A 22,334-nucleotide genomic window follows, 5' to 3' on the forward strand; every position below is an offset into this window, starting at 1 on the left:
GTGCGAGGCAAGTTCAAATCTCTGACCATGGTCAATTGGAACGGCTTCTTTGCCCGGACCTTTGATCTCGACCAGCTGGTCACTACCCTTTCCGGCGGCAACGGCGCGGGCAAGTCCACCACCATGGCGGCCTTTATCGCGGCGCTCATCCCCGACCAGTCACTGCTTCACTTCCGCAATACCACGGAAGCGGGCTCCAGCAGCGCCTCCCGTGACAAGGGGCTCTACGGCAAGCTGCAGCGCGGCCACTGCTATTCGCTTTTGGAAGTGATGAACAGCCGCGAACAGCGGATCTGGGTCGGCGTGCACCTCGAGCAGGTGGCCAACCGTGACAACAAGGTCAACATCACCCCGTTCGCGCTGGTGGATGTGCCGGAGAATCTGGCACCGACCGATCTGCTGCTGGAGAAGCTCGATGGCGGCAAGGGGCGGGTACGCGCCTTTACCGACCTGAAAGGGGCGGCCGCCGAGCTTGGGGCGCTGAAAGTCGCCAAATTCAATACGGTGACCGACTATCACAACTTCATGTTCGAGTTCGGCATCACCCCGAAGAAGCTGCGTGATCAAAAAGATCGCGGCAAGTTCTATCGCCTGATCGAAGCCTCCCTCTACGGCGGCATCTCCTCGTCCATCAGCCGTTCCCTGCGCGAATACTTGCTGCCGGAGAACTCCGGGGTGCGCAAGGCGTTTGCAGACATGGAGGCGGCCATCTACGAAAACCGCCGCACGCTGGAGGCCATCAAGGAAACCCAGGGTCAGCGGGATCTGTTCAAGAACCTGATCACCGAGACCACCCATTATGTGGCCGCCGACTATGTGCGTAACGCCGCCGAAAAGAGCCGTCTCTCCGAGCTGGCCCTCAAGGCGCGCCAGGAGCTGGCGGACAAGCGCCGCATTCTGGCCGAAGAGAAGCAGCGCGCTATCTATCTGGCGGACGAGGTGGAGCAGCTCACCAACCGCGAAAAATTGCTGACCGACGAGCTGGAGTCTGCCTCCGAGCATCTGGCCAAGGTGATGGCGGCTGTCAGCTTGCAGAAGAAGATCGAGATGTATCGCGCCGATCTGGCGGATCTCTCTGACAAACTCGAGCAGCAGCAAGCGGTGGTGGAGGAGATCCACGGCCAACTGCTGGAAGTGGAAGAGCGCAAGGAGCTGGCACAGGCAGAAGTCGACAGCCTCAAGACCCAGCTGGCCGACTACCAGCAGGCGCTCGATATCCAGCAGACCCGCGCCATCCAATATCGTCAGGCGGTGCAGGCCCTCGATGCTGCCCGCGAGCAGTGCGAGCTGCCGGGGCTGACCGCCGAACAGGCGAGCGACACCCTGCACCAGTTCCGCTCCGCCGAGCAGAGCCTCACCAGCCGGGTGCTGGGGGCCGAGCAGCAGCTGGCGCTGGCCAAGGCGGCGGTGGCCGAGCATGAAGCGGCGCTGGCGCTGCTGCTCAGCATCGCTCCGGAAACAGTGCGTGAGGCCGCCTGGCCCACCGCGCAGGCGCTGCTCAAGCGTCACATCGAAGACAAGGCCCGCATTGCCCAAGGGCAGGGGCTGCGCGCTGCCCTAGCTCGCCTCGAGAAAGAGAGCGAAAGCCAGAAGAGCCTCTTCAAGCTGCGTGACGAGCTGCAGCAGGCCTCTGGCCAGCTGATTGCCAGCAGCGATGAGCTGGAGATCTTCCTCGAAGCCCAGCGCACCCGTCAGGAGGAGCTTTCCGAGCAGCAGGCCGAGGTGAACCAGCGCCGCGCCAGCCTCGAGCATCAGGGCACCCAGCTGGGTCGCGATATTGCGGAGCTCACCAAGCTGGCGCCGCGCTGGCTCAAATCCTTTGAAAAGCTCGAGCAGTTGCGCGAGCAGAGCGGCTTGCCGCTCGCCACCGCCGAAGAGCTTTCGGCCGGTATGCAGACTGTGCTCGACAAGGAGCGCGAGTTCGAGCAGGAGAGCAATCGGATCGCTGCGCAGAAACAGGCGCTGGAGCTGCAAATTCGCAACCTGCAGCTGGGGGCTGGCGAGGCGGATCCCCGTCTTGCCCGCATTGCTGAGCAGGTAGGGGGCGTGCTGCTCTCCGACGTCTATGACGATATCTCCATCGACGATGCCCCTTACTACTCGGCGCTCTATGGCCCGGCTCGCAGCGCTTTGGTGGTGCTGGACCTTGAGGGTGCCATCGAGCGGCTGAAAAAGCTGGAAGATTGCCCGGAAGATATCTACCTGATTCAGGGCAACCCCGACTCCTTTGACGAGGATCTGGTGGAAGCGGACGAGCTGGGAGACGCCGTGCTGGTGCGCACCAGCAAGCGTCAGGTGCGCTTCTCCCGCTATCCCGAGCTGCCGCTGTTTGGTCGCGCCGCCCGGGAAAAGCGGATCGAGCAGCTCGACCTTGAGCGCGAAGGTCTGATCGAGGGCTACGCCAAGGCCGCCTTCGAGCAGCAGAAGTATCACCGTCTCTACGGTCACTTTCGCGACTTTATCGGCCAGCATCTGGATATCGCCTTCCGCCCCGACCCCGAAGCCGAAGTGCAGGCCAAACAGGCCGAGCTGCGCGCGCTGCAAGGTGCCATCGGTGAGTGCGACAAGCAGCTGAGTGATGCCAAAGCGGCCGCCGCCCAGCTGACCCGCCATATCCAGCTGGTGCAGGGGATGCTGCCCTTTGCCCACCTGTTTGCCGAAACTGAACTGGCGGCCCGCCTCGAGGCGGCTCATGCCGATGTGGAAGCGCTGAAACAGGCCGAAGCCTTTATCGCCAAACACGGCAAGTCGCTGGAAAAGCTGGAAACCATGGTGCAAGTGCTGCGTCAGGATCCGCAGGATCTTGCCGCCCTGCAGGCGGCTTACGATGAGGTGAGCGACCTGCTGGCCGCGCAGAAGCGCCGTTGCTATGCCCTCGATCAGCTGGTGGCCCGTCTGCCGCACTTTGCCTATCAGGATGCGCAAGACCTGCTGGGCAAGGCGTCTGAAATGAGCGAGCGACTCAAAGAGAAGCTGAAAGCTGCTGAGCTGGCTGCCCGCACCGCTGGCGAGCAGCACAAGCAGATTGCCCAGCGTCACACCGAGGCGTTGCAGTTGCGCACCGCGCTGAACTCCAGCGTCGAGGCTAAGCGCCAGACCCTGACCGAGTTCGAGCAGGAGCTGGCGGCCATGGGCCTGACCCTCTCTGACGACATGGAAGAGAAGGCGCGCGCTCACAAGAAAGAGATTGAAGAGCTGCTGATCCGTACCCGTTCCCGTCGCACCAGCGCCGAGGCCCAGTTGCAGGTCACCAAGCGCGAGATCGAATCCCTTGGCGGCCGTCTCAAGCTGGAAGGCAAGGATTACTACAGCGCCCGTAAATCTCTGGTGGGTCACAAGGCAAGTTGGTCACGGGTGGTGCGCCTGGCGCGGGAGACCGATGTCGAGAAGCGCCTCAACAAGCGCGAGCTGGCGTACCTCGACGGCGACGAGCTGCGTTCCATGTCGGACAAGGCCCTCGGCGCCCTGCGGGTGGCGGTGGCCCACGACGAGGCCCTGCGCGATGCGCTGCGTCTCTCCGAGGGCAACCGCAGCACCGAGCAGAAAGTCGCCTTCTACGTGCAGGTCTACCGTTACCTCAAGGATCGCATCCGCAACGACATCATCCGCTCCGATGATCCGGTTGAGGCGATCGAGGAGATGGAGATCGAGCTGGCGCGTCTGGCAGACGAGCTCAAGCAGCGGGAAACCCATCTGTCGCTCTCCTCTCACGAGGTGGCGGCCAAGATCACCAACATCATCCGCCGCGAGCAGAACCGCATCCGGGTGCTCAACCAGGGCTTGCAGAACATCGCCTTCGGTCTGGTGCGCGGGGTGCGCCTCAACGTCAATATCCGCGAGGCCCACACCCGTCTGCTGACGGCGCTGGCCGATCAAACCGCCATGCACAACGATCTGTTCGCCGACAAGGAGCTCAGCTTCTCCGAGGCGATGGCCAAGCTGTTCCAGCGCCTGAACCCGCAGATCGAGCAGGGGGATCGCAGCTATCAGGTGATGGGCGACGTGCTGCTCGACTATCGCAACTATCTGGAGCTGGAGATCGAGGTGCAGCGCGGGGCCGATGGCTGGCTGCGTGCCGAGAGCGGTGCGCTCTCTACCGGTGAGGCGATCGGTACCGGTCAGGCCATCCTGCTGATGGTGCTGATCAGCTGGGAGGAGGAGTCCCGCCGTCTGCGCGGCAAGGATATCGCCCCCTGCCGTCTGCTGTTCCTCGACGAAGCGGCCCGTCTGGATGGCAAATCCATCGCCACCCTGTTCGAACTGTGCGAGCGTCAGGATATGCAGCTGCTTATCGCGGCGCCGGAGAACATCAGCCCGGAGAAGGGCACCACCTACAAGCTCATCCGCAAGGTGCAGGGCAAGCACGAGCACGTGCATGTGGTGGGTCTGCGCGGCTTCGGCTTCGCCGACGACAAGCTGATCGCCTGACTCTGATGGGCAAATAGCTGGAGAAAAGGGAGGCATTCGCCTCCCTTTTTATTGGAAAAATATGGCAAAGTAGCGGCGCAGCCTGCGATGGGATAAGGCAGCGGATGAACGGGCTTGCCCGGTTCTGGTTAATAAGTATCCCTCTTGTTGTGCTGCGTTGCGGACGCAGATCGGAGGGTGTTTGCGTGCGCTTGTTGGCAAACGAGAGCAGAAAAGTGGCCCCTTGATTGTCTCTTGGGTGCAACAGTGGTGATTTAAAGCCTGTGTTTATTGCAACAATCGCGGTGACCACTGCGTTGGCAACAGGGCTGGGCGCCATGATGGCAAGGGGCCGCCTACATTGCGGTGGCTTGCCGGTATGGGGAGAATCTCCCCGTTACTGCGACGCGAGATGATCAGCCGGGCTATCTATCCGGCAAGGTGAGCGAGGAGAAGTAGATGCGCGGCATCGGGAGAGAGGGAGTGGTGCAATCGGCCTGCAAAGGGGGGCTGTTGTTTGTCTGCCTGCTGCTGGCAGCCTGTAGCAGCCGCTATGACGAGAGCCACGGCGGCAGCTGGCGCGGCTATAGCGAGACCGGTTATGCCAGCTATTATGCCGACCGCTATCACGGTAAAAAGACCGCCAGCGGCGAGCTCTATCGCAACAACCTCAATAGCGCCGCCCATATGGAATTGCCCTTTGGCTCCATGGTGCGGGTGACCAACCTCGCCAACGGCAAGAGCGTAGTGGTCAAGGTCAATGATCGTGGCGCCTTTAAAAGCGGGCGTATTATCGATCTCTCCAAATCGGCTTTTAGCACCATCGGCAATATTCGCGACGGGATTATCAAAGTAAAAATAGAGGTGCTCTAGGCTGGGTGAACCCGTTTATACACGAAAATGGATGTTGATGAATGATATTGGAAGGCTGACATCGACCAGTCAGCCTTTCGGTAGATAAAGATATAACATTGACATGGATCAATATTTAATGCAGCTAAAAATTGATTTGTTATCAATGGAAAAAATCGATGATCGTGATTGATATTTATTTTAGCTTATCTCGCCTGTTCGGCCTTACTATGGGGCAAACGGAGGGATTAGTGATGATTATCTATGGTAAATATGGTGGTGCAGCGCTGAGAGCTGTTCATCTGATGGTGCAGAATAATTATGGGCATGCCACCGCCTGGGATATGGCTATTGCTGAAGCATTTGGTGGTGATATCAGTACAGGAAAAATCAAAAATAATCCAAAGGTAACTTTTTTGACTCTTTGCAGTCTTGGTTGTATCAGTTGCATCATGCCAGTTCATTATGTAGCTGCTACCAAAACCAGAGCATATGTGTTGGCTGCCATTGATTTATTGTCACACAAGGATATTACCAAACCGATTAATCCCGAGCAGTTATGGCTGGAGGTGATCTCGGCCTGTAAGAGCGGCAAGGTTGTGAAGCATAACAATCAGATGGATGTCATTCTGACACTCTGGTATGCCGGTGTGCTCAATCCCGAGTGGGATAGGGATGCCATCATGATAGACTATCGACGAATATAAAAAAGCCAAGGTAATGAATACCTTGGCTATGAAACATCAATTGGTTCTGGTCAGGGATGCACTATCGGAGTGTGCGAATGGCTTGCCATACACCATCAGGTTGGTGGTTTGACTGTATTTGAGGAGATCTTTCTCTGAGAAGTCCAGAGTCATCGAGAAATCCGTGGTGGAATCATTAATGGTCATATAATTGCTTTCCGCAATACCGCGCTTGCCCGTCTTGAACTCGATTTTGTTACCCGCTTTGCCTTCAGTGACCACACAGACTGCACGGGGTATACAGTATGAGTTGTAAACAAGCTGATTAGTCTTGTCATAAATCAGATAGCCGCGTTGGTCATGAAATTTCCCATTATCGCTTTTTCTGAATACTTCCTGTTTGTAATACATGGCTACCAGATATTGTTCGCTGGCATTTTTAGCATCGGCAGCCGGTTCAAAAGTAATGACTTCGTAAAAGGGTTCCACTGCTGGCCCCCCTTTGCCAACTTTGCTACCCTCCTGGCCGGGTGCTACATCTACACCACCAGCATCGGTGCTTTTCCATGTGCCAGCCAACTGAGCTAATGGACCAAAATCCAGACCGTTGATAATAGTGCTGGACTCTGCGTGAGCGAGCGTGGCACAGGTAATTAATGCTATGGGTAAGATAACTTTATTCATTGTGATAACTCCATCACTAATAATGACTTGCGAATAAATATGTTCAGCAAAGTAATTGTTATAACGGACCAAGGATGTGGTCAATGATATTGAGTGATGGTGGTTCGTTTTTGTGAGGTATGATTTGCTTTTTCGTGGCTAAATAAATTGAATTTGATACAAGACAATGTTGTATTTTTTCATCGCGCTTCCTCAGATATATCGTGATAGAGATAAAGGAACATTGACATGATACGATGATTATTATGTCAACAGCGTGAATATTTCACTCAGCCCCATCAATTGAAGGCGATAGCCACTAACTCTGCGGCACCCTGACCCCTTTATCGAGATAGACGCTGCTGTAGTGGGCGCGGTGGGTGACAAACATCACCTGATGGCGGCTGCCGTCGGAGAGGATAATAAAATCCCCCGCCTGGGCAGGGCTTTGCAAGGTGATCTCCTGCTCGGGGGCGGTCAGGCGATCGACATCTTCCTTGAAGGTGAGGGTGTAAGAGTACATATGGCGCTCCACTGCTGGCTCATATCAAACACTCCGTTGAAGGTAGTTGCTGGCATGGGCGCGCGCGGCGCCCGATTGGCGCTGTTAGACCAAATAGCGGTGATGAGAACGTGCGTGGCTTCAGTCGGGGTGTTCTGCGAAGGTGTGCTTGAGGCGTTTACATCAAGGCCATTGGTATCAAAACGATGGTAAAGGGGCGAAAGGGGGATGAAAAAACCGCCTATTGGCGGTTTTTCTTATGCGATGGGCCCTACTTCAGGGCCTTCTTCAGCTTCTTGATCTTGCCTTCATGCTTGGCAATTTTCTCAAGACGAGCGGCGATCTTCTTTTTGATCTCTTTCTTGCTTGCTTTGGCCATCGGTGGCGCTCCTTTGCAGTGGGGACACATCAGATGTCAGTGTGGGTCTTCCCTTTGACGTCCCAGAGTGCCACAGGGCTCCTTTGTGAACCAGCATTCTGTTGCTTTAATAGCCAGTGTTATGGCTGCAAGGGGCTGAGCCAGCGCAGCAGTTGCTGGCCAACCTGCGGGCTGGCCAGCAGGGCCATATGGCTGGTGCGATAGACAATCAGGGTATGGGCAGGAAGAAAAGCCAGCTGATGGCGCGCTTCGTTGTGCTGACCGAGGGCGCTGCGTAGCGGCACCAGTCCATCGCCAATCAGCCGGTCGGCCAGCAGGCTGCGCTTGGCGGCAGTGGTCGCGGCGATGGCATAGCAGTTGACACCACCGGGCAAGGGGAGTGGGACGCGGGGATCGCGCAAGGGCGCGGCAGGGTCGGGTTGGGCCACTTCATCGCTCACCTTGCCGTGGCGTAGATCCCTGATGCCAGCACTGCGCAGCCGTGCCAGCCTGACGAAGGGTTCGCTGTAGGCGGTAGCGGGCAGCAACTGCTCCAGCCAGTGACCGGCATGTTCGAGCGGTGCGCCGTGGTGTGGTGTGCCGAGAAATATCAGGTTGGCAAGGTGCGCAGGCCAGGTGAGCCCGGTCTGGCTGGCATGGTGGCAGGCGCTGCGGGCAACCAGTCCCCCCATGCTGTAGCCCATTATCGTTATCTCTTTGAGCTCTCCCGGCCAGTGGGCGAGCAACTGCTCCAGCAGCAGGGCCAGCGCCTGTCCGTTTTGTGCAATGGGTAAGCCCGAGTTGTAGCGCAGGTAAAGAGGCTGATAGCCAAGCGCGTTGGCAAGTTGCTCTCCGTGATTGACCGGTTTGCCTTGATGCTCGGTCTGCCACTGCAGATCGTTCATGCAGAGGCCATGGATCATCAGCAGCACCCGTCCCTCGCGGGGTAGATCCTCCGGCATCGCCTGCCAATCGAGGGGCTTGCCCTGATAGCGCAGGGTCATGGGGGTGGCGAGGGCATTGTGGTGCTCGACCAGCTTGTCCCCCAACACGCCGTTGAGTGTGGCGATCAGGGCCGCACGTTTCGGGGTCTCGGGGATCTGGTGGAGCGGCGGTGTGGCTGGCAGGCGGCTGAGCAGTTGGTTGATGCCGCTGCTTAGGTTGTTGGCGGCGCCATGTACCCCCTTGTAGACCAGCCCGGTGATCCCGGCTGTTTTTCCCTCATCCCGTCCCTTGAGCCCCATACCACTCAGTACCGCCTGATGTACCGCTTCGGTGATCTCTACCGCGGCGGGCAGCGCCAGAGTCAGCAGGTGCGCTAGCTCGCGGATATCCGAAAGATACCAGGAAGAGGATGGCGAGGGGTCTGTGGCGTCGGTCATGGCAAGCCCTTGTGAAAGCGGGTGTCGCGTTGTCGTGCCGCGAAGAGCGCAGCGTATCTCTATATCAAACCAGCTTGCGCCCTTTGTAGCGGGTTTACCAGTAACGGGCCATGCATGGCGGGGCTGATAAGAACCGCTTGCGAAGCCGGTCACGGTAATGACAGGGAAAATCACCTCTACTTCGTCATATGAAGCCACATGGAGAGGTGAGGATGTCGCTGTTTGATGAGATGCGGGTACAGGATTTGTGTGCACGGTTGCTCGATAGCCAGAACGGAAAGGGCTGCTCCCTTGAGAGTCGGCATGGCCGCGAGTTGAAGCATCTGTTGCAGGCAGTGGCCGGGATCAAGCCGGTTGGCCGAGGTGCTCATTATGCGTTGACCGACGCGGGGCGGGCTTATCTGACCGGACAACTGGCTCGGGCAGCGCCCCCCAAACCGGACAAGCATAAGCAGCTGCGAAGCCTTGGGATGAGTTTGCCTCCACAGCTCAATCAGGCCTGCATTTATGCCCTCTGGCATGGGGACAGCAAGCATCCGCGATCAGCATCCCTTGCAGCGCCACAGCTTGCGAACTTGTCGCTCACGCAAGATGAGGTGATCCGCATCCGCACCCTCGAACCGCTCTCACTGGTCGATCGGCAAGGTCAACAGCACGATATGACGGCAATGATGGCGCTGCTGGGAGAGTTGGCGTTGCCGGAGCGGACTCTGGGCACGCTGGCGGCCATCGGCTGGCAAGGGGAGCTTGTCATTACGGTGGAGAACAAGGGTGCCTTTGTCGACTACCCGCTGCAACCCGGGCAACTGCTGCTCTTTGCCCCCGGTCGCAATACTACCCTGGCCAAACAGCTGATCCCGCTGCTGCCTGCGGGCGTGCAGTGGGCCCATTTTGGCGATCTCGATCAACGGGGTATCGACATTGCCATCGAGCTGGCGCGCGAGCTAAATCGACCGGCCATGCTCTGGCTTCCCTGTGAGCTGCAACCTTATCTGGAGCACTATGCCCGCCCTGTTCGCACCTTTGTAACGGACAGCGGCAAGGTGCCCTGGCGTGTGACGAAGCAGGCTGAGCAGGTTGATGGTCATGGCACGTCGGCAGATGTTCCCTGGCTCGATAAACTGATCACAGACGGGACTTGGCTGGAGCAGGAGGTTTTGATGCTGGCCCCTCACTGGCGGAGCTGGTCATTGGAAGATATGGGCAATCAGGGGTGAAACGGGGAGCCTGTGCTCCCCGTCATTTCGTGGTCAGCTGCTTACTTGGCGTTGATGGGCCCCTTGGTGCCGGCATCATTATCGACCCAGCCATCTTCACCCTTGATGCGGCGATCCCCCTGAATGGTGTAGATGACCATGCCATCCTTGAACACCAGTGCGCCATCGGATTTCTTGGCATTGACCTTCTTGTCGTTGACCCACACCTGATCCTTGCCATCGATGCGGATATTGGCCACGGTGGCGCCGGTTTGGGGGAAGGTGGCGATCCAGTTGCCCGCATAGGGGCTGCCGCTGGTTGCCGCGGCCGGAGCATTGCCAACACCGGTAGCCGCGTTCTCAGCCTTGGTCTTGTTGATATCGCAGCCATTGAGTTCGCTCACCTGAGTGCAGCCCGAGCGCTCCAGCTTCTGCTCATTGCTCAGATTCAGACCGCCCTCCGCGGCCGGGGCGGCCGTGCCAAATCCCGCCTTGGCATTTTCCGCTTTGGTTTTGTGAATGTCACAGCCCTGCGCCTCGGTGACCTGGGTGCAGCCGGATCGCTCCAGTTGCTCGGCATATTTGGCGCTGATGGCGTGGGCAGGGGTGAGCCCGAGCAGGGTCAGGGTGATGAGCAGAGCAGCATTCCTGGACATAGATAATCCCTCAAAGATGTAAGTCATGCAGGTTCATCCGCGCAGTTGCGGCAGTGAACGTCGGCCTATCCTGAGCATCCGAGACAGATGCGCAGCTGGCGTATTCACGTTAGCACCTTGGGCCAACCGCGCCCAGCGATGTGGCCGGAAGATATGGTGAGAGGTGATTCGGGCGGGGAGCGCAGGGGAGGCGAGATAGCAGCAGTGTCAACGCTGGAGAGATCATTCCAAGAGAAAAGGTGTTGCGGGCATTATCATAATGATAACGGCAACCCCGCTGATATCATTTCAGCCCCTGATACTGACCTTTGATGATAATTCTCACCGACGCCGAGATATCGCCTCTGATTATTATCACCTTGCTATTTTATGGTTTGGCTGATCTGCTCACCTTTTTATTGAATAAACCGCTTAAATAGCCGCTGATTTTGTGGGTGGCATCACACACTTTCGCCATCTATTAATATCTGCCTGCATTTTATTGGTTTGGCACGGTTATTGATTGCCTCATATCGACGCTAACCGACGCGCTCACCCACAACCGGGATGCTGGTGACATCGTGAGTGAAAGGGGAGCTATCCATATCTCATCCAATGATTGGGGCGAACGATGAAAGCAGTTAACGAATTAATCAAAGAGATCAGAGCACTCAAATCCAACCTGCATGAAAAAGATTTTCTGCTGACCTGGGAGCAAACGCCTCAGGAGTTGGAGCTGGTATTGAAACTGGCCGAATCCCTCAAGACCCTGCGCGCCGAAAATATCTGCACCAAACTGTTTAACAGCGGGCTCGGTATCTCGGTTTTCCGCGATAACTCCACCCGAACCCGCTTCTCTTACGCCTCTGCGCTGAATCTGCTCGGTCTGGCCCAGCAGGATCTGGATGAGGGCAAATCCCAGATCGCCCATGGCGAAACCGTCCGTGAAACCGCCAATATGATCTCGTTTTGCGCCGATGCCATCGGGATCCGCGATGACATGTATCTGGGCGCCGGTAACGCCTACATGCGCGAGGTGGGCGCCGCGCTGGATGAAGGGTTCGAGAAGGGGGTGCTGCCCCAGCGTCCGGCGCTGGTCAACCTGCAGTGCGACATTGATCACCCGACCCAGTCCATGGCTGATCTGGCCTGGTTGCAGGAGCACTTCGGCAGCCTGGAAAACCTCAAGGGCAAGAAGATTGCGATGACCTGGGCTTACTCCCCGAGCTACGGCAAGCCGCTCTCCGTGCCGCAGGGCATCATCGGCCTGATGACCCGTTTCGGTATGGACGTGACCCTGGCCCACCCGGAGGGGTATGACCTGATCCCGGATGTGATCGAAGTGGCCAAGGAGAACGCCAAGGCCTCCGGCGGCAGCTTCCGTCAGGTCACCTCCATGGAAGAGGCGTTCAAGGATGCCGACATCGTCTATCCCAAGTCCTGGGCCCCCTACAAGGTGATGGAGCAGCGCACCGAGTTGCTGCGCGCCAATGACCACGCCGGCCTCAAAGATCTGGAGAAACACTGCCTTGAGCAGAACGCCAAGCACAAGGATTGGCACTGCACCGAAGAGATGATGAAGCTCACCAAGGGTGGCGAAGCGCTCTATATGCACTGCCTGCCGGCCGATATTTCCGGTGTCTCCTGTAAAGAGGGCGAAGTTACCGAAGGGGTATTCGAGAAATATCGTATCTCCACTTATAAAGAGGCGAGCTGGAAGCCCTATATTATCGCCGCCATGATCATGGCTCGTAAATTCTCCGCCCCGGGAGAGACCCTCGAAACGCTGCTGAAAGAGGCCCAGAAGCGGGTTAAATAAGTAGCGTTGGCTGAAATAAATAAAAGAAAGGGCAGGGGTAATCATTCCCCTGCCTGCAACAACAGCGGAATTGTCGTGAGTTTTCTCCCCGTGGTATCTGAATATCGGATTTCTCGGTGAGATGGCTCCCGACCCCATAATCTGGATGAGGTACGCATGTCCCAATTTTCTCTGAAGATGGATATTGCCGATAACCGTTTTTTTACCGGTGAACCATCTCCCCTGTTTTCTCGCGCCGAAGCACAAAAGGCCCGCGCCTTTCATAAAAAACTGGCCGGTTATGAACCGACACCCCTGTGCGACCTGAAAGCTCTGGCCGCCTATATCGGGGTAAAAAATATTCTGGTCAAGGATGAGTCAAAACGCTTTGGTCTCAATGCCTTCAAAATGCTGGGTGGCGTCTACGCCATCGCCAACCTGCTCTGTGAAAAATACGGGGTGGCAGTCGAGGATTTCTCCTTCGATCTCATCAAACGCACCATCAAGGAGCCGATGACCTTCGCCACCACCACAGATGGCAACCACGGTCGTGGCGTCGCCTGGGCCGCCAAGCAGGTGGGTCAGCATGCGGTGGTCTACATGCCCAAGGGCTCTGCCCAGGAGCGGGTTGACCACATTCTCAATCTCGGTGCCGAGTGCATCGTCACCGACATGAACTACGACGATACCGTGCGCCTGACCATGAAGATGGCCGAAGAGCGCGGTTGGCACATAGTGCAGGACACCGCCTGGGAGGGTTACACCAAGATCCCGACCTGGATCATGCAGGGTTACTCCACCCTGGCCGACGAAGCGGTCGAGCAGATGCAGGATATGGGCATCAAGCAGCCCACCCACGTGCTGCTGCAGGCCGGGGTAGGGGCGCTGGCGGGCGGCGTGCTCGGTTATCTGGTGGACTGCTTCGGGGCGAAAAACCTGCACAGTATCGTGGTCGAGCCGGATCAGGCCGACTGCATCTATCGCTCCGGCGTGGCGGGGGAGATGGTCAACGTGGGGGGAGACATGCGCACCATCATGGCCGGTCTCGCCTGCGGTGAGCCCAACCCGCTTGGCTGGCCGCTGCTCAGGGGCTGCACCACCCAGTTCATCTCCTGTCACGACAAGGTGTCGGCACTGGGCATGAGAGTGCTTGGCAACCCTCTTGGCAATGACCCCCGCATCATCTCCGGTGAGTCCGGCTCGGTCGGTACCGGCGTACTGGCGGCAGTGCGTCACCACCCGGATCGCGCGGCGCTGATGGAACGTCTGGGGCTGGATAGCAACTCGGTGGTACTCATCATCAACACCGAAGGGGACACCGATGTGAAGCACTACCGGGAAGTGGTGTGGGAAGGCAAACATCCTGCCTGCGATTAACCCCGGCTGTGAGTAATCCCTGCGAGAGCAGAGACACGAATTGAAGCATTGATCGCGCCTCGCCAACGGGGCGCGGTAACGGGCACAGGGCGCTGCCGACGAACAGGCTGCGCACTCTCAGTTGTTATGGAGAATCACAATGAGCAAGCAAATTCCGTTTGAAATGGTGTTGGAGAAGGCCTACCAGTACAAGGCCGAGATGAGTCAGTTCCTGCGCGACATGATCGCCATCCCGAGCGAGAGCTGCGATGAAGAGCGCGTCGTGCTGCGCATCAAGCAGGAGATGGAGAAGGTTGGCTTTGACAAGGTCGAGATCGACCCCATGGGCAACGTGCTGGGCTATATCGGCCACGGTCCGCACCTGATCGCCATGGATGCCCACATCGATACCGTCGGTGTCGGCAACCGCGCCAACTGGACTTTTGACCCCTATGAGGGGATGGAAGATCACGAGATCATCGGCGGCCGCGGTGCATCCGATCAGGAAGGGGGCATGGCCTCCATGGTCTATGCGGGCAAGATCATCAAGGATCTGGGACTGGAAGACGAGTACACCCTGCTGGTGACCGGCACCGTGCAGGAAGAGGACTGCGATGGCCTCTGCTGGCAGTACATCATCGAGCAGAGCAAGATCCGTCCCGAGTTCGTGGTCAGTACCGAGCCCACCGACTGCCAGATCTATCGTGGCCAGCGTGGCCGGATGGAGATCCGCGTCGAGGTGCAGGGCGTCAGCTGCCACGGCTCCGCGCCGGAGCGCGGTGACAACGCCATCTTCAAGATGGGCCCGATCCTCGGCGAATTGCAGGAGCTCAGCCACAACCTCGGTCATGACGACTTCCTCGGCAAGGGTACCCTGACCGTCTCCGAGATCTTCTTCACTTCGCCGAGCCGCTGCGCCGTGGCGGATAGCTGCGCCGTCTCCATCGACCGTCGTCTGACCTGGGGCGAGACCTGGCAAGGTGCGCTGGATGAGATCCGCGCCCTGCCAGCGGTACAAGCCGCCGGTGCCGAGGTCTCCATGTACCAGTACGACCGTCCGGCTTACACCGGTCTGGTCTATCCGACCGAGTGCTACTTCCCGACCTGGAAGGTGGAAGAGGATCACATCACCGTCAAAACCCTCTCCAAGGCTTATCGCGAGCTGTTCAACAAGGAGCCGGTGGTAGACAAGTGGACCTTCTCGACCAACGGGGTCTCCATCATGGGGCGCCACGGTATTCCGGTCATCGGTTTTGGCCCGGGTAAAGAGCCGGAAGCCCACGCGCCGAACGAGAAGACCTGGAAAGAGCATCTGGTCAAGTGCGCCGCCATGTACGCCGTGATCCCCATGCTCTATCTGGCCGAGCTGGACAAGTAAGGGGGCTGCCGGGTGGTGACTGCCATCGCCGCCCGGCTGTCGCAAGTGTGGCAAGTGCCCCGTCTGTGTTGAGGCGGGGTTTTGCTGTTTGAAGTGATGTTCGAGGTGGTGGGGATGAAACGGCTGATCAAAAACGGTGTGTTGGTCGATGCGCAGGGTGAATATCGTCAGGATCTGCTGATCGAAAACGGGGTGATCCGCGCCCGTGCCGCCGATATCCAGCCCGATGGCGAAACCGAGGTGATCGATGCCAGCGGCTGCTATGTGATGCCGGGTGGCATCGATGTCCACACCCACTTCAACATCGATGTCGGGATTGCCCGCAGTTGCGATGACTTTTTCAGCGGTACCCGTGCCGCCGCCTGTGGTGGCACCACCACCATCATCGACCACATGGGATTTGGCCCGGCGGGGTGCAATCTGCATCACCAGCTGGCCCGCTATCACGATTACGCCGCCGATCAGGCGGTGATCGACTACAGCTTTCACGGCGTGATCCAGCATGTGGATGACGCCATCCTTAATGAGATGGCCGCCATGGTGCAGGAGGAGGGGATCAGCAGCTTCAAGCTCTATCTCACCTACCAGTACAAGCTGGGGGACCATGACGTGCTGCGTGCCTTGGCCCGCCTCAAAGAGGTGGGGGCGCTTGCCACCGTCCATCCCGAGAATGATGCCGCCATCGCGGCGCGCCGGGCGGCCCTATTGGCCGCCGGTCACCATGAGCCCTGGTATCACCCGCAAAGTCGCCCGCTGGAGTGCGAGGCGGAGGCGATCGCCCGGATGATCAACCTGGCGGGGCTCGCGGGCAATGCGCCGCTCTATATCGTCCACCTCTCCAACGGACTGGGGCTGGAGTATCTGAAGCTGGCGCGTCGGCAGGGCCAACCGGTCTGGGTGGAGACCTGCCCGCAATATCTGCTGCTCGATGAGCAGTGTTATTACAAGGAGAACGGGGTCGACTATCTGCTGAGCCCGCCGCTGCGCTCGCGCCGCGAGCAGGACAAGCTGTGGGTCGGCATCGCTGCGGGCGACATCGATACGGTGGCGACCGATCACTGTAACTTCTCCCACGCCCAGCGCATGACCCTCTCGGGGGGCGATTTCAGCCGCTGCCCCAACGGCTTGCCGGGCGTCGAGAACCGGATGCTGCTGCTGTTTGCCCACGGGGTGCTCGGTGGGCGCATCTCGCCATCGCGCTTTGTGGCCCTCACCAGCACCAACCCGGCGCGCCTGTTTGGCCTCTGGCCGCGCAAAGGCAACCTGCAAGCGGGGTCTGACGCCGATCTGGTGATCATGGATCCCCGCGGTGACACCCTGATTTCTCACCCACTGCTGCATGACAACGGCGACTACAGCCCCTATGAGGGGATGCGCTGTCCCGGCCGGATCAGAATGACCCTGAGCCGTGGCGAGATAGTCGCTCGCGATGGCGAGTTTCTGGGGCGGCGTGGTCATGGCCGCTTTCTGGCCAGAGCGCCCTTTGATCCGGCGTTGGCGCCGGATCTGCACTTGCCTTGCCCCGTGGCTGCAGGCTGACAATTCGTTCGAAACACGCAAATCAGCAAGGTTATGTGAACAACGAAAGGTGGGCCGGTATCGCGCCGGCTTGTCCCATCACTGGAGATAACAAGATGAAACAGAGAATCGTACTGGCCCTTGGTGGCAATGCGCTGGGCAACAACCTGCCCGAGCAGATGAAGGCGGTGCAGAGCACGGCGGGCACCATTGCCGACCTGATCGCTCAGGGGCATGAAGTGGTGGTGACCCACGGCAACGGCCCGCAGGTAGGGATGATCCAGCAGGCGTTCGAGGTGGCGGCCCGTCATGACTCCAAGGCGCCCCATCTGCCCATGTCGGTCTGCGTGGCCCTGAGTCAGGGTTATATCGGTTATGACCTGCAAAACGCCCTGCGCGAAGCTCTGCTGGAACGCGGCATCCACAAGCCGGTAGCCACTCTGGTGACCCAGGTGGAGGTGGATAAAAACGATCCCGCCTTCCTCGACCCGAGCAAACCCATCGGCGGTTTCTTCAGCAAGGAGGAGGCCGAAGCATTGATGGCCAAGGGGGAGCGGCTCAAAGAGGATGCCGGTCGCGGCTATCGCCGGGTAGTGGCATCCCCCAAACCCGTAGATATCATCGAGAAGGAGACCGTCTCTGCCATGCTGGCTGCCGGTCAGGTGGTGATCACCGTCGGTGGCGGCGGCATTCCGGTGCTGCGCGAGGGCAATCACCTGCGCGGTGCCAGTGCGGTGATCGACAAGGATTGGGCCAGTGCCAAGCTGGCGGAGCTTATCGACGCCGACATGCTGATCATCCTTACCGCGGTAGAGAAAGTCGCCATCAACTTCGGCAAGCCCGAGGTGCAGTGGCTTGATCAGCTGAGCGTCGCCGATGCCAACAGCTTTATTGCACAGGGGCAGTTTGCCAAGGGCTCCATGCTGCCCAAGGTGGAGGCCGCGCTCTCGTTCGCGACCTCCATGCCGGGACGAAAATCCCTGATCACCTTGCTGGAGAAGGCCGCCGAGGGGATCGCTGGCAAGACCGGTACCGTGATCAGCCTGTAATCATGCGTACTGACCCACAGGGGCATCCGGCCCCTGATAGAGTGTGGATCCTTGGCTCCACACTCAGTTTTATTGGGATGGCTATGACGGATCATCACTGTCGATCGTGCTCTGCAGGCCAGAGGAGCCGCGCTGTGCGAGTGGCAATAGGGCTAGTTGGAGTGGCGACCGGGTTTTGTGGCTGGCAGAAACCTGTAGAGGCCGATACCGGCGAGCAAACCAACCACCGCCAGCAGCAGCCAGATGGCTGTGGCGGGGCGGCTGCCCGCATCCCCCAACATAAAACCGATGAACAGGTTGCCAAAGAGCGCCATGCAGCCGCCAGCGCTGGCATAGAAGCCGTAGTAGCTGCCGAGCTGCTCGGGAGGGGCGTAGCGGGGCAGTTGGGCGGCAAAGAGCGGGAAGCAGAGGATGGAACCCAAGGAAAGCAGGGCCACCTGCGTCAACACGCCTGCCGTCGGCCAAGGTGCCAGCAGCGGTAGAGCCAGGTAGCTCAAGCCCATCATCCCGATACCCAACCCCATGGCGAGCGGCACTCCCAGGCGCCTCTCTACCAGACGGGAGGCAGGTAGCTGGAGCAGGACGCCGATCACCGCCGAGAGGGTAAAGACGCCGCCGAGCAGGTGGGTGGCGTCCGGCAGACTCTGGATATGGGCGGGCAGGGCGAGATAGAGTTGGTGGAACAGGATCTGGTAGCTGCCCGCCAGCAGGGTAAACACGATAAATGGGCGCTGGCGCACTATCTCTCTCCATTGGCGCAAAATGGCGCCACGCGGACTCTGGTGGCTCACCGGGCGTTTGGGCAGCACCCGGTATTGCAGCACGCCGAGCAGGGCGAACAGACTCGCCGCCAACAAGCCGGTCAGTGTATAGCTCTGCTGGGTCAGTGTCAGTCCGACCAGGGGCCCGAGCAGCATGCCCGCCTCGCTGGCGAGATTGTGCAGGGCAAAGGCGCGCTGACGCTGGCTCGGGTTGTGGCATTCGCTGGCAAGATACGCCTGGGCGCAAGGGGTGAACAGGGCCCCCGCAAAGCCGGTGAGGGCGGCGGCCAGCAGCAGGATGGGCAGGGACTCGGCCCAGCCGAGCAGCACGAAGCCTATGGAGCGTACCAGGCAGCCCCAGACGATGGCGGGGTGATAGCCGATGCGATCCCCAAGGGTGCCCCCCAAGAGAAAGAGCCCCTGCTGGCTGAAGACCCGCATCCCCATGACCAGGCCACAGGCCCAACCGGCGAGACCCAGTCCGCTACCCATGTGCTGGGCGAGGAAGGGCATCATCATGTAGAAGCCGAGGTTGAAGGCCAGCCCGTTAGTGATAAGCAGGCGGGCCGCCGGGCTCATGCCCTGCCAGTCCCGCCAGTAGGAGGCGCCGTTCATGTTCGTCTCACGCTAGCATGTCGGGAGGGTGCCGCCGGGGTTGTGCTGCGCTCTGTCATGACGCCTTTCGCACGGTTCTGAGGAAGGGGATGCCGCTCTGATCGTGGCTTATCTCCACCGGCACATGGTAGAGGCGCTCGATGAGGGCCGCGTCGAGCACCCGGGCGGGGGGGCCGAAGGCTAGCAGATCGCCCCCTGCCAGCACGATCAGCTGATCGGCAAACTGGGCGGCGAGGTTGAGATCGTGCAGCACCACCAGGGTGATCCACTGCTGCTCGCGGGTCTGTTGGCACAGGTGCTCCATCAGTTGCATCTGGTGGTGAAGATCCAGGGCGCTGACCGGCTCGTCCAACATCATGATGCGGGGATCGCGCAGCAGCACCTGGGCGAACAGTACCATCTGCCGCTGGCCGCCGCTTAAGGAGTAGAGGGGGCGATCAGCCAGATGGGCGATGCCGAGCGCCTGCAGGGCGCGACCCGCCGCCAGGATGTCCTCGTCCGCCAGACGCATGGAGAGGCTGTCGAGGCGACCGAGTACCACCACTTCGATGACGCTCAAGTCCAGCTCCAGCTGGATGTTCTGGGGCATGTAGCCAAACTGCTGGCGCCACTTGGCCTGCGTCATCTGGCGGGCACTCTGGCCCCCCAGCCGGATATCGCCGCCATCCGGGGTCAGTTCACCAAACAGGGCGCGCATCAATGAGGTCTTGCCGGTCCCGTTCGGACCGATGATCACGTGGACCTGACCCGGATGCAGGGTGAGGCTGAGGTCTCGCAGCAGGGTCTGCTGGCCGAGGGAAAGGGAGAGTCGGGATATTTCAAGCACGTTTACGCCCTCTGCCGAGGATTAACCAGATGAAGAAGGGCACGCCAATCAGGGCGGTGACGATGCCGATGGGAAAGAGAGCCCCCGGAATAATGGACTTGGAGAGCACCGAGGCCGCCGAGAGCATGCAGGCGCCGCACAAGGCCGAGAGCGGGATCAAAAAGCGCTGATCCTCCCCCACCAACATGCGAGCGATATGGGGCGCAACTAGGCCAACGAAGCCGATGACACCGACGAAACTGGTGGCAGTGGCGGTGAGCAGGGCGACCAGTACCAGAGTCTTCATGCGCAACCTGTCCACGTTGACCCCGAGGCTGCGGGCGCGGGCTTCCCCCAAACGCAGGCTGGTGAGGGCCCAGGCATCCCGGTAGATGAGCAGGGTGCAGATCAGGGTAACGGCGGCGGTGATGATCAGGGAGTCCCAGGTGGTGCGCATCAGGCTGCCAAACAGCCAGAACAGGATCTGCTGGTTGAGCTCGGGGAAGAGAGAAACTGCAGCAGGGAGAGCAGGGACTGGAACAGGAACAGCAGGGCGATGCCCGCCAGGATCAGGGTCTGGCTGCTGACATGGCGCATCATGGCCAGGCCAAACAAAAGGCTCGCAGCAAACATACAGAGGATGAAGGCGCCAGCCGGAATGGCCACAAGGGGAGGGAGCCCAAGACCGCCGGTATAGAGTGCCAGTGCGGCACCGAGCCCCGCTGCGGCAGCGAGCCCCAGGGTGTAGGGGCTGGCCAGCGGGTTATCCAGCAGAGTCTGCATCTGGACGCCGCCAAGGCCCAGCGCCGCACCGACCACCAGCGCCATCAGGGCGATGGGCAGGCGCATGTCATGGACTATGGTGCGGGTCATGGGATCGGCCTGGACGGGGGCGAGCAGGGCATCGACCACTTCGCCCAGTGGCAGCAGAGAGGGGCCGGTGGCGATGTCGAGCACCAGGGTAATGCACAGCACCAGGGTGAGCAGCAGGAGCCAGTGCCCGCGACGGCGCTCCCGTTGCCGCTGGCGGGCGAGGGTCTGCTGCAGGGCAGCCAAATCATTCATGATGACAATCCTGAAACGGGCGCCATGAGAGGCGCCCACAAGGGTGAAAGAGGGATTAAGAGGGCTTTGCCTAGACAGGCAAAGCACGAACGACCGGATTCAGTTTGCGTCCCCCTGCCTGATGCCCAGCATAAAGGTGCCTTGGGGGCGGATGGGCAGATAGCGCTGGTAGAAGCCCTGATAGGTGGCCAGTGGATCGAGATCCTGGAACAGATCCGGGTAGAGGGCCTTGGCCATGAACTCGATGAGCGCGGCATCCATGATGCTGCGGGTGGCACCGTGATAGACCGCATAGAGGCGACCCTGCTGCACTGCGGGCAACTCGCTCCAGCCCGGGCGGGCGGCAAAGCCCTGTAGGCGCTGGCGCACGGTCTCTGCCGACACTTCCTGTCCGACCTGCATCGCCTCTGCGCTGCTCACGCTCTCGTAGCCCGCCATCAGGATGACCTCGGGTTTGCTCGCCAGCAGTTGCTCAGGATGGATGGGGCCCCAGCGCTCGACGAAGGGAGCCGCGACGTTGTCACCCCCGGCCAGCAGGGCCATCGCGCCCCACATGTCCTTGCCATAGGTGTAGCTGTACTCGGCCGGGCCCTTGTCACCCAGCTCGATATAGACCCGAGGGGGCTGGCGCTTCGCGTTGGCAACGCGGGAGGTGATGATGTCAATCTTGGTCTTGTATTCGTCGGCCATCTGTTGGGCACGAGCTTCCTGACCTGTCACCTTGCCCAGCAGCAAGGTGCTCGCCATGTGGCGCTCCAGGGTCTGGGCGTTGTAGTCGATGACCACCACCGGGATCCCGGCCTGTTCGAAGCGTGGCAGATCCGGGCCGAGAGCCTCATATTGCCACTTCGCCAGGATCACCAGATCGGGCTTGACCGCCAGGGTCTTCTCGATGGAGAAGCTCTGATCCTGCACATTGCCAAGGTCTGGCACCTTGGCCAGTTGCGGCAGGCTGGCGACATAGAGCGACCAGATGGCAGGGCGGGACTTGACGAACCAGCCACGGGACATGCCCACCAGCCGATCGGCGCCGCCTTCACCGGCCACGGCCAGATAATCCTCGGGATAGAAACCGAGCACGATACGGCTGGCCGGCAGGCTGAGGGAGACCTTGCGGCCCATCACATCTTCTACTTCAATCGGGGGATTTGCCTGCGCCATCCAGCTCATCAGAGCGAGCTGACCGAGCAGCAGCAACTTTGCCAGGGGGTGACGAAACATCTTGTGAAAACCTTGAACGGATTTTGGGGTGAGAAGTATTAGCATTTGCGTTTAATCATAGCAATCGATTTTACCAAGGGTCACATA

General features: G+C 59.6%; 16 protein-coding genes and 1 pseudogene. 9 read left to right on the forward strand and 8 right to left on the reverse strand.

What is annotated here, in order from left to right; all coding sequences use genetic code 11:
• From mukB to ACTG27_RS05450, 3 genes are all read left to right on the forward strand, one after another.
• Positions 1–4,428, forward strand: coding sequence for a chromosome partition protein MukB (mukB, locus tag ACTG27_RS05440; RefSeq protein ID WP_439979240.1), 4,428 nt, complete (start codon positions 1–3; stop codon positions 4,426–4,428).
• A gap of 438 nt (positions 4,429–4,866) precedes the next feature.
• The gene (locus ACTG27_RS05445) at positions 4,867–5,280 is read left to right on the forward strand and encodes a septal ring lytic transglycosylase RlpA family protein (protein ID WP_252657331.1); all 414 of its coding nucleotides are present in this window, start codon (positions 4,867–4,869) and stop codon (positions 5,278–5,280) included.
• A 158-nt stretch (positions 5,281–5,438) separates the two neighbouring features.
• Complete coding sequence (locus ACTG27_RS05450) at positions 5,439–5,966, forward strand: DUF6979 family protein (RefSeq protein ID WP_439979241.1); 528 nt, start codon at positions 5,439–5,441, stop codon at positions 5,964–5,966.
• A gap of 36 nt (positions 5,967–6,002) precedes the next feature.
• Here the strand turns inward: ACTG27_RS05450 and ACTG27_RS05455 are convergent, their stop codons facing one another.
• From ACTG27_RS05455 to ACTG27_RS05465, 3 genes are all read right to left on the reverse strand, one after another.
• Positions 6,003–6,629 (reverse strand): heme-binding beta-barrel domain-containing protein, encoded by a 627-nt coding sequence (locus tag ACTG27_RS05455; RefSeq protein ID WP_042055942.1) that lies wholly within the window; start codon positions 6,627–6,629, stop codon positions 6,003–6,005.
• A gap of 298 nt (positions 6,630–6,927) precedes the next feature.
• Positions 6,928–7,131, reverse strand: a complete 204-nt coding sequence (locus ACTG27_RS05460; RefSeq protein ID WP_439979242.1) for a hypothetical protein — start codon at positions 7,129–7,131, stop codon at positions 6,928–6,930.
• A gap of 477 nt (positions 7,132–7,608) precedes the next feature.
• Entirely contained in the window at positions 7,609–8,850 is a 1,242-nt protein-coding gene (locus ACTG27_RS05465) for an esterase/lipase family protein (RefSeq protein WP_042080841.1), read from the reverse strand.
• 212 nt (positions 8,851–9,062) lie between these two features.
• Here ACTG27_RS05465 and ACTG27_RS05470 point away from each other — a divergent pair, with 212 nt between their 5' ends.
• A complete protein-coding gene (locus ACTG27_RS05470; protein WP_439979243.1) occupies positions 9,063–10,067 on the forward strand; it encodes a Wadjet anti-phage system protein JetD domain-containing protein in 1,005 nt (334 codons plus the stop codon).
• 41 nt (positions 10,068–10,108) lie between these two features.
• On the opposite strand, the gene ACTG27_RS05475 is transcribed toward ACTG27_RS05470, so the two are convergent.
• Positions 10,109–10,702, reverse strand: a complete 594-nt coding sequence (locus ACTG27_RS05475; protein WP_439979244.1) for a hypothetical protein — start codon at positions 10,700–10,702, stop codon at positions 10,109–10,111.
• Between the two features lie 610 nt (positions 10,703–11,312).
• On the opposite strand from ACTG27_RS05475, the gene ygeW reads away from it, so the two are divergent.
• From ygeW to arcC, 5 genes are all read left to right on the forward strand, one after another.
• On the forward strand, positions 11,313–12,500 hold the full coding sequence (gene ygeW / locus ACTG27_RS05480) for a knotted carbamoyltransferase YgeW (RefSeq protein ID WP_439979245.1): 1,188 nt from the start codon (positions 11,313–11,315) through the stop codon (positions 12,498–12,500).
• Positions 12,501–12,656: 156 nt separating this feature from the next.
• Positions 12,657–13,856 (forward strand): diaminopropionate ammonia-lyase, encoded by a 1,200-nt coding sequence (gene dpaL / locus ACTG27_RS05485; protein ID WP_439979246.1) that lies wholly within the window; start codon positions 12,657–12,659, stop codon positions 13,854–13,856.
• 139 nt (positions 13,857–13,995) lie between these two features.
• On the forward strand, positions 13,996–15,213 hold the full coding sequence (locus ACTG27_RS05490) for a YgeY family selenium metabolism-linked hydrolase (RefSeq protein WP_164536767.1): 1,218 nt from the start codon (positions 13,996–13,998) through the stop codon (positions 15,211–15,213).
• Positions 15,214–15,327: 114 nt separating this feature from the next.
• Positions 15,328–16,752 (forward strand): dihydropyrimidinase, encoded by a 1,425-nt coding sequence (gene hydA / locus ACTG27_RS05495; RefSeq protein ID WP_439980498.1) that lies wholly within the window; start codon positions 15,328–15,330, stop codon positions 16,750–16,752.
• A 95-nt stretch (positions 16,753–16,847) separates the two neighbouring features.
• Complete coding sequence (gene arcC, locus ACTG27_RS05500; protein ID WP_439979247.1) at positions 16,848–17,780, forward strand: carbamate kinase; 933 nt, start codon at positions 16,848–16,850, stop codon at positions 17,778–17,780.
• A 152-nt stretch (positions 17,781–17,932) separates the two neighbouring features.
• On the opposite strand, the gene ACTG27_RS05505 is transcribed toward arcC, so the two are convergent.
• The 4 genes and pseudogenes from ACTG27_RS05505 to ACTG27_RS05520 form a co-directional block, all read right to left on the reverse strand.
• On the reverse strand, positions 17,933–19,156 hold the full coding sequence (locus ACTG27_RS05505; RefSeq protein WP_439979248.1) for an MFS transporter: 1,224 nt from the start codon (positions 19,154–19,156) through the stop codon (positions 17,933–17,935).
• Positions 19,157–19,211: 55 nt separating this feature from the next.
• Complete coding sequence (locus ACTG27_RS05510; protein ID WP_439979249.1) at positions 19,212–19,982, reverse strand: ABC transporter ATP-binding protein; 771 nt, start codon at positions 19,980–19,982, stop codon at positions 19,212–19,214.
• Positions 19,975–21,026 (reverse strand): annotated as a pseudogene (locus tag ACTG27_RS05515) (FecCD family ABC transporter permease). The gene ACTG27_RS05510 and the pseudogene ACTG27_RS05515 overlap by 8 nt, the downstream one beginning before the upstream one ends.
• A gap of 99 nt (positions 21,027–21,125) precedes the next feature.
• Positions 21,126–22,247, reverse strand: coding sequence for an ABC transporter substrate-binding protein (locus ACTG27_RS05520; protein ID WP_439979250.1), 1,122 nt, complete (start codon positions 22,245–22,247; stop codon positions 21,126–21,128).
• Between the last annotated feature and the right edge of the window lie 87 nt (positions 22,248–22,334).

Source organism: Aeromonas sp. 97A (assembly GCF_051919185.1).
Classification (GTDB): Bacteria; Pseudomonadota; Gammaproteobacteria; order Enterobacterales; family Aeromonadaceae; genus Aeromonas; species Aeromonas veronii.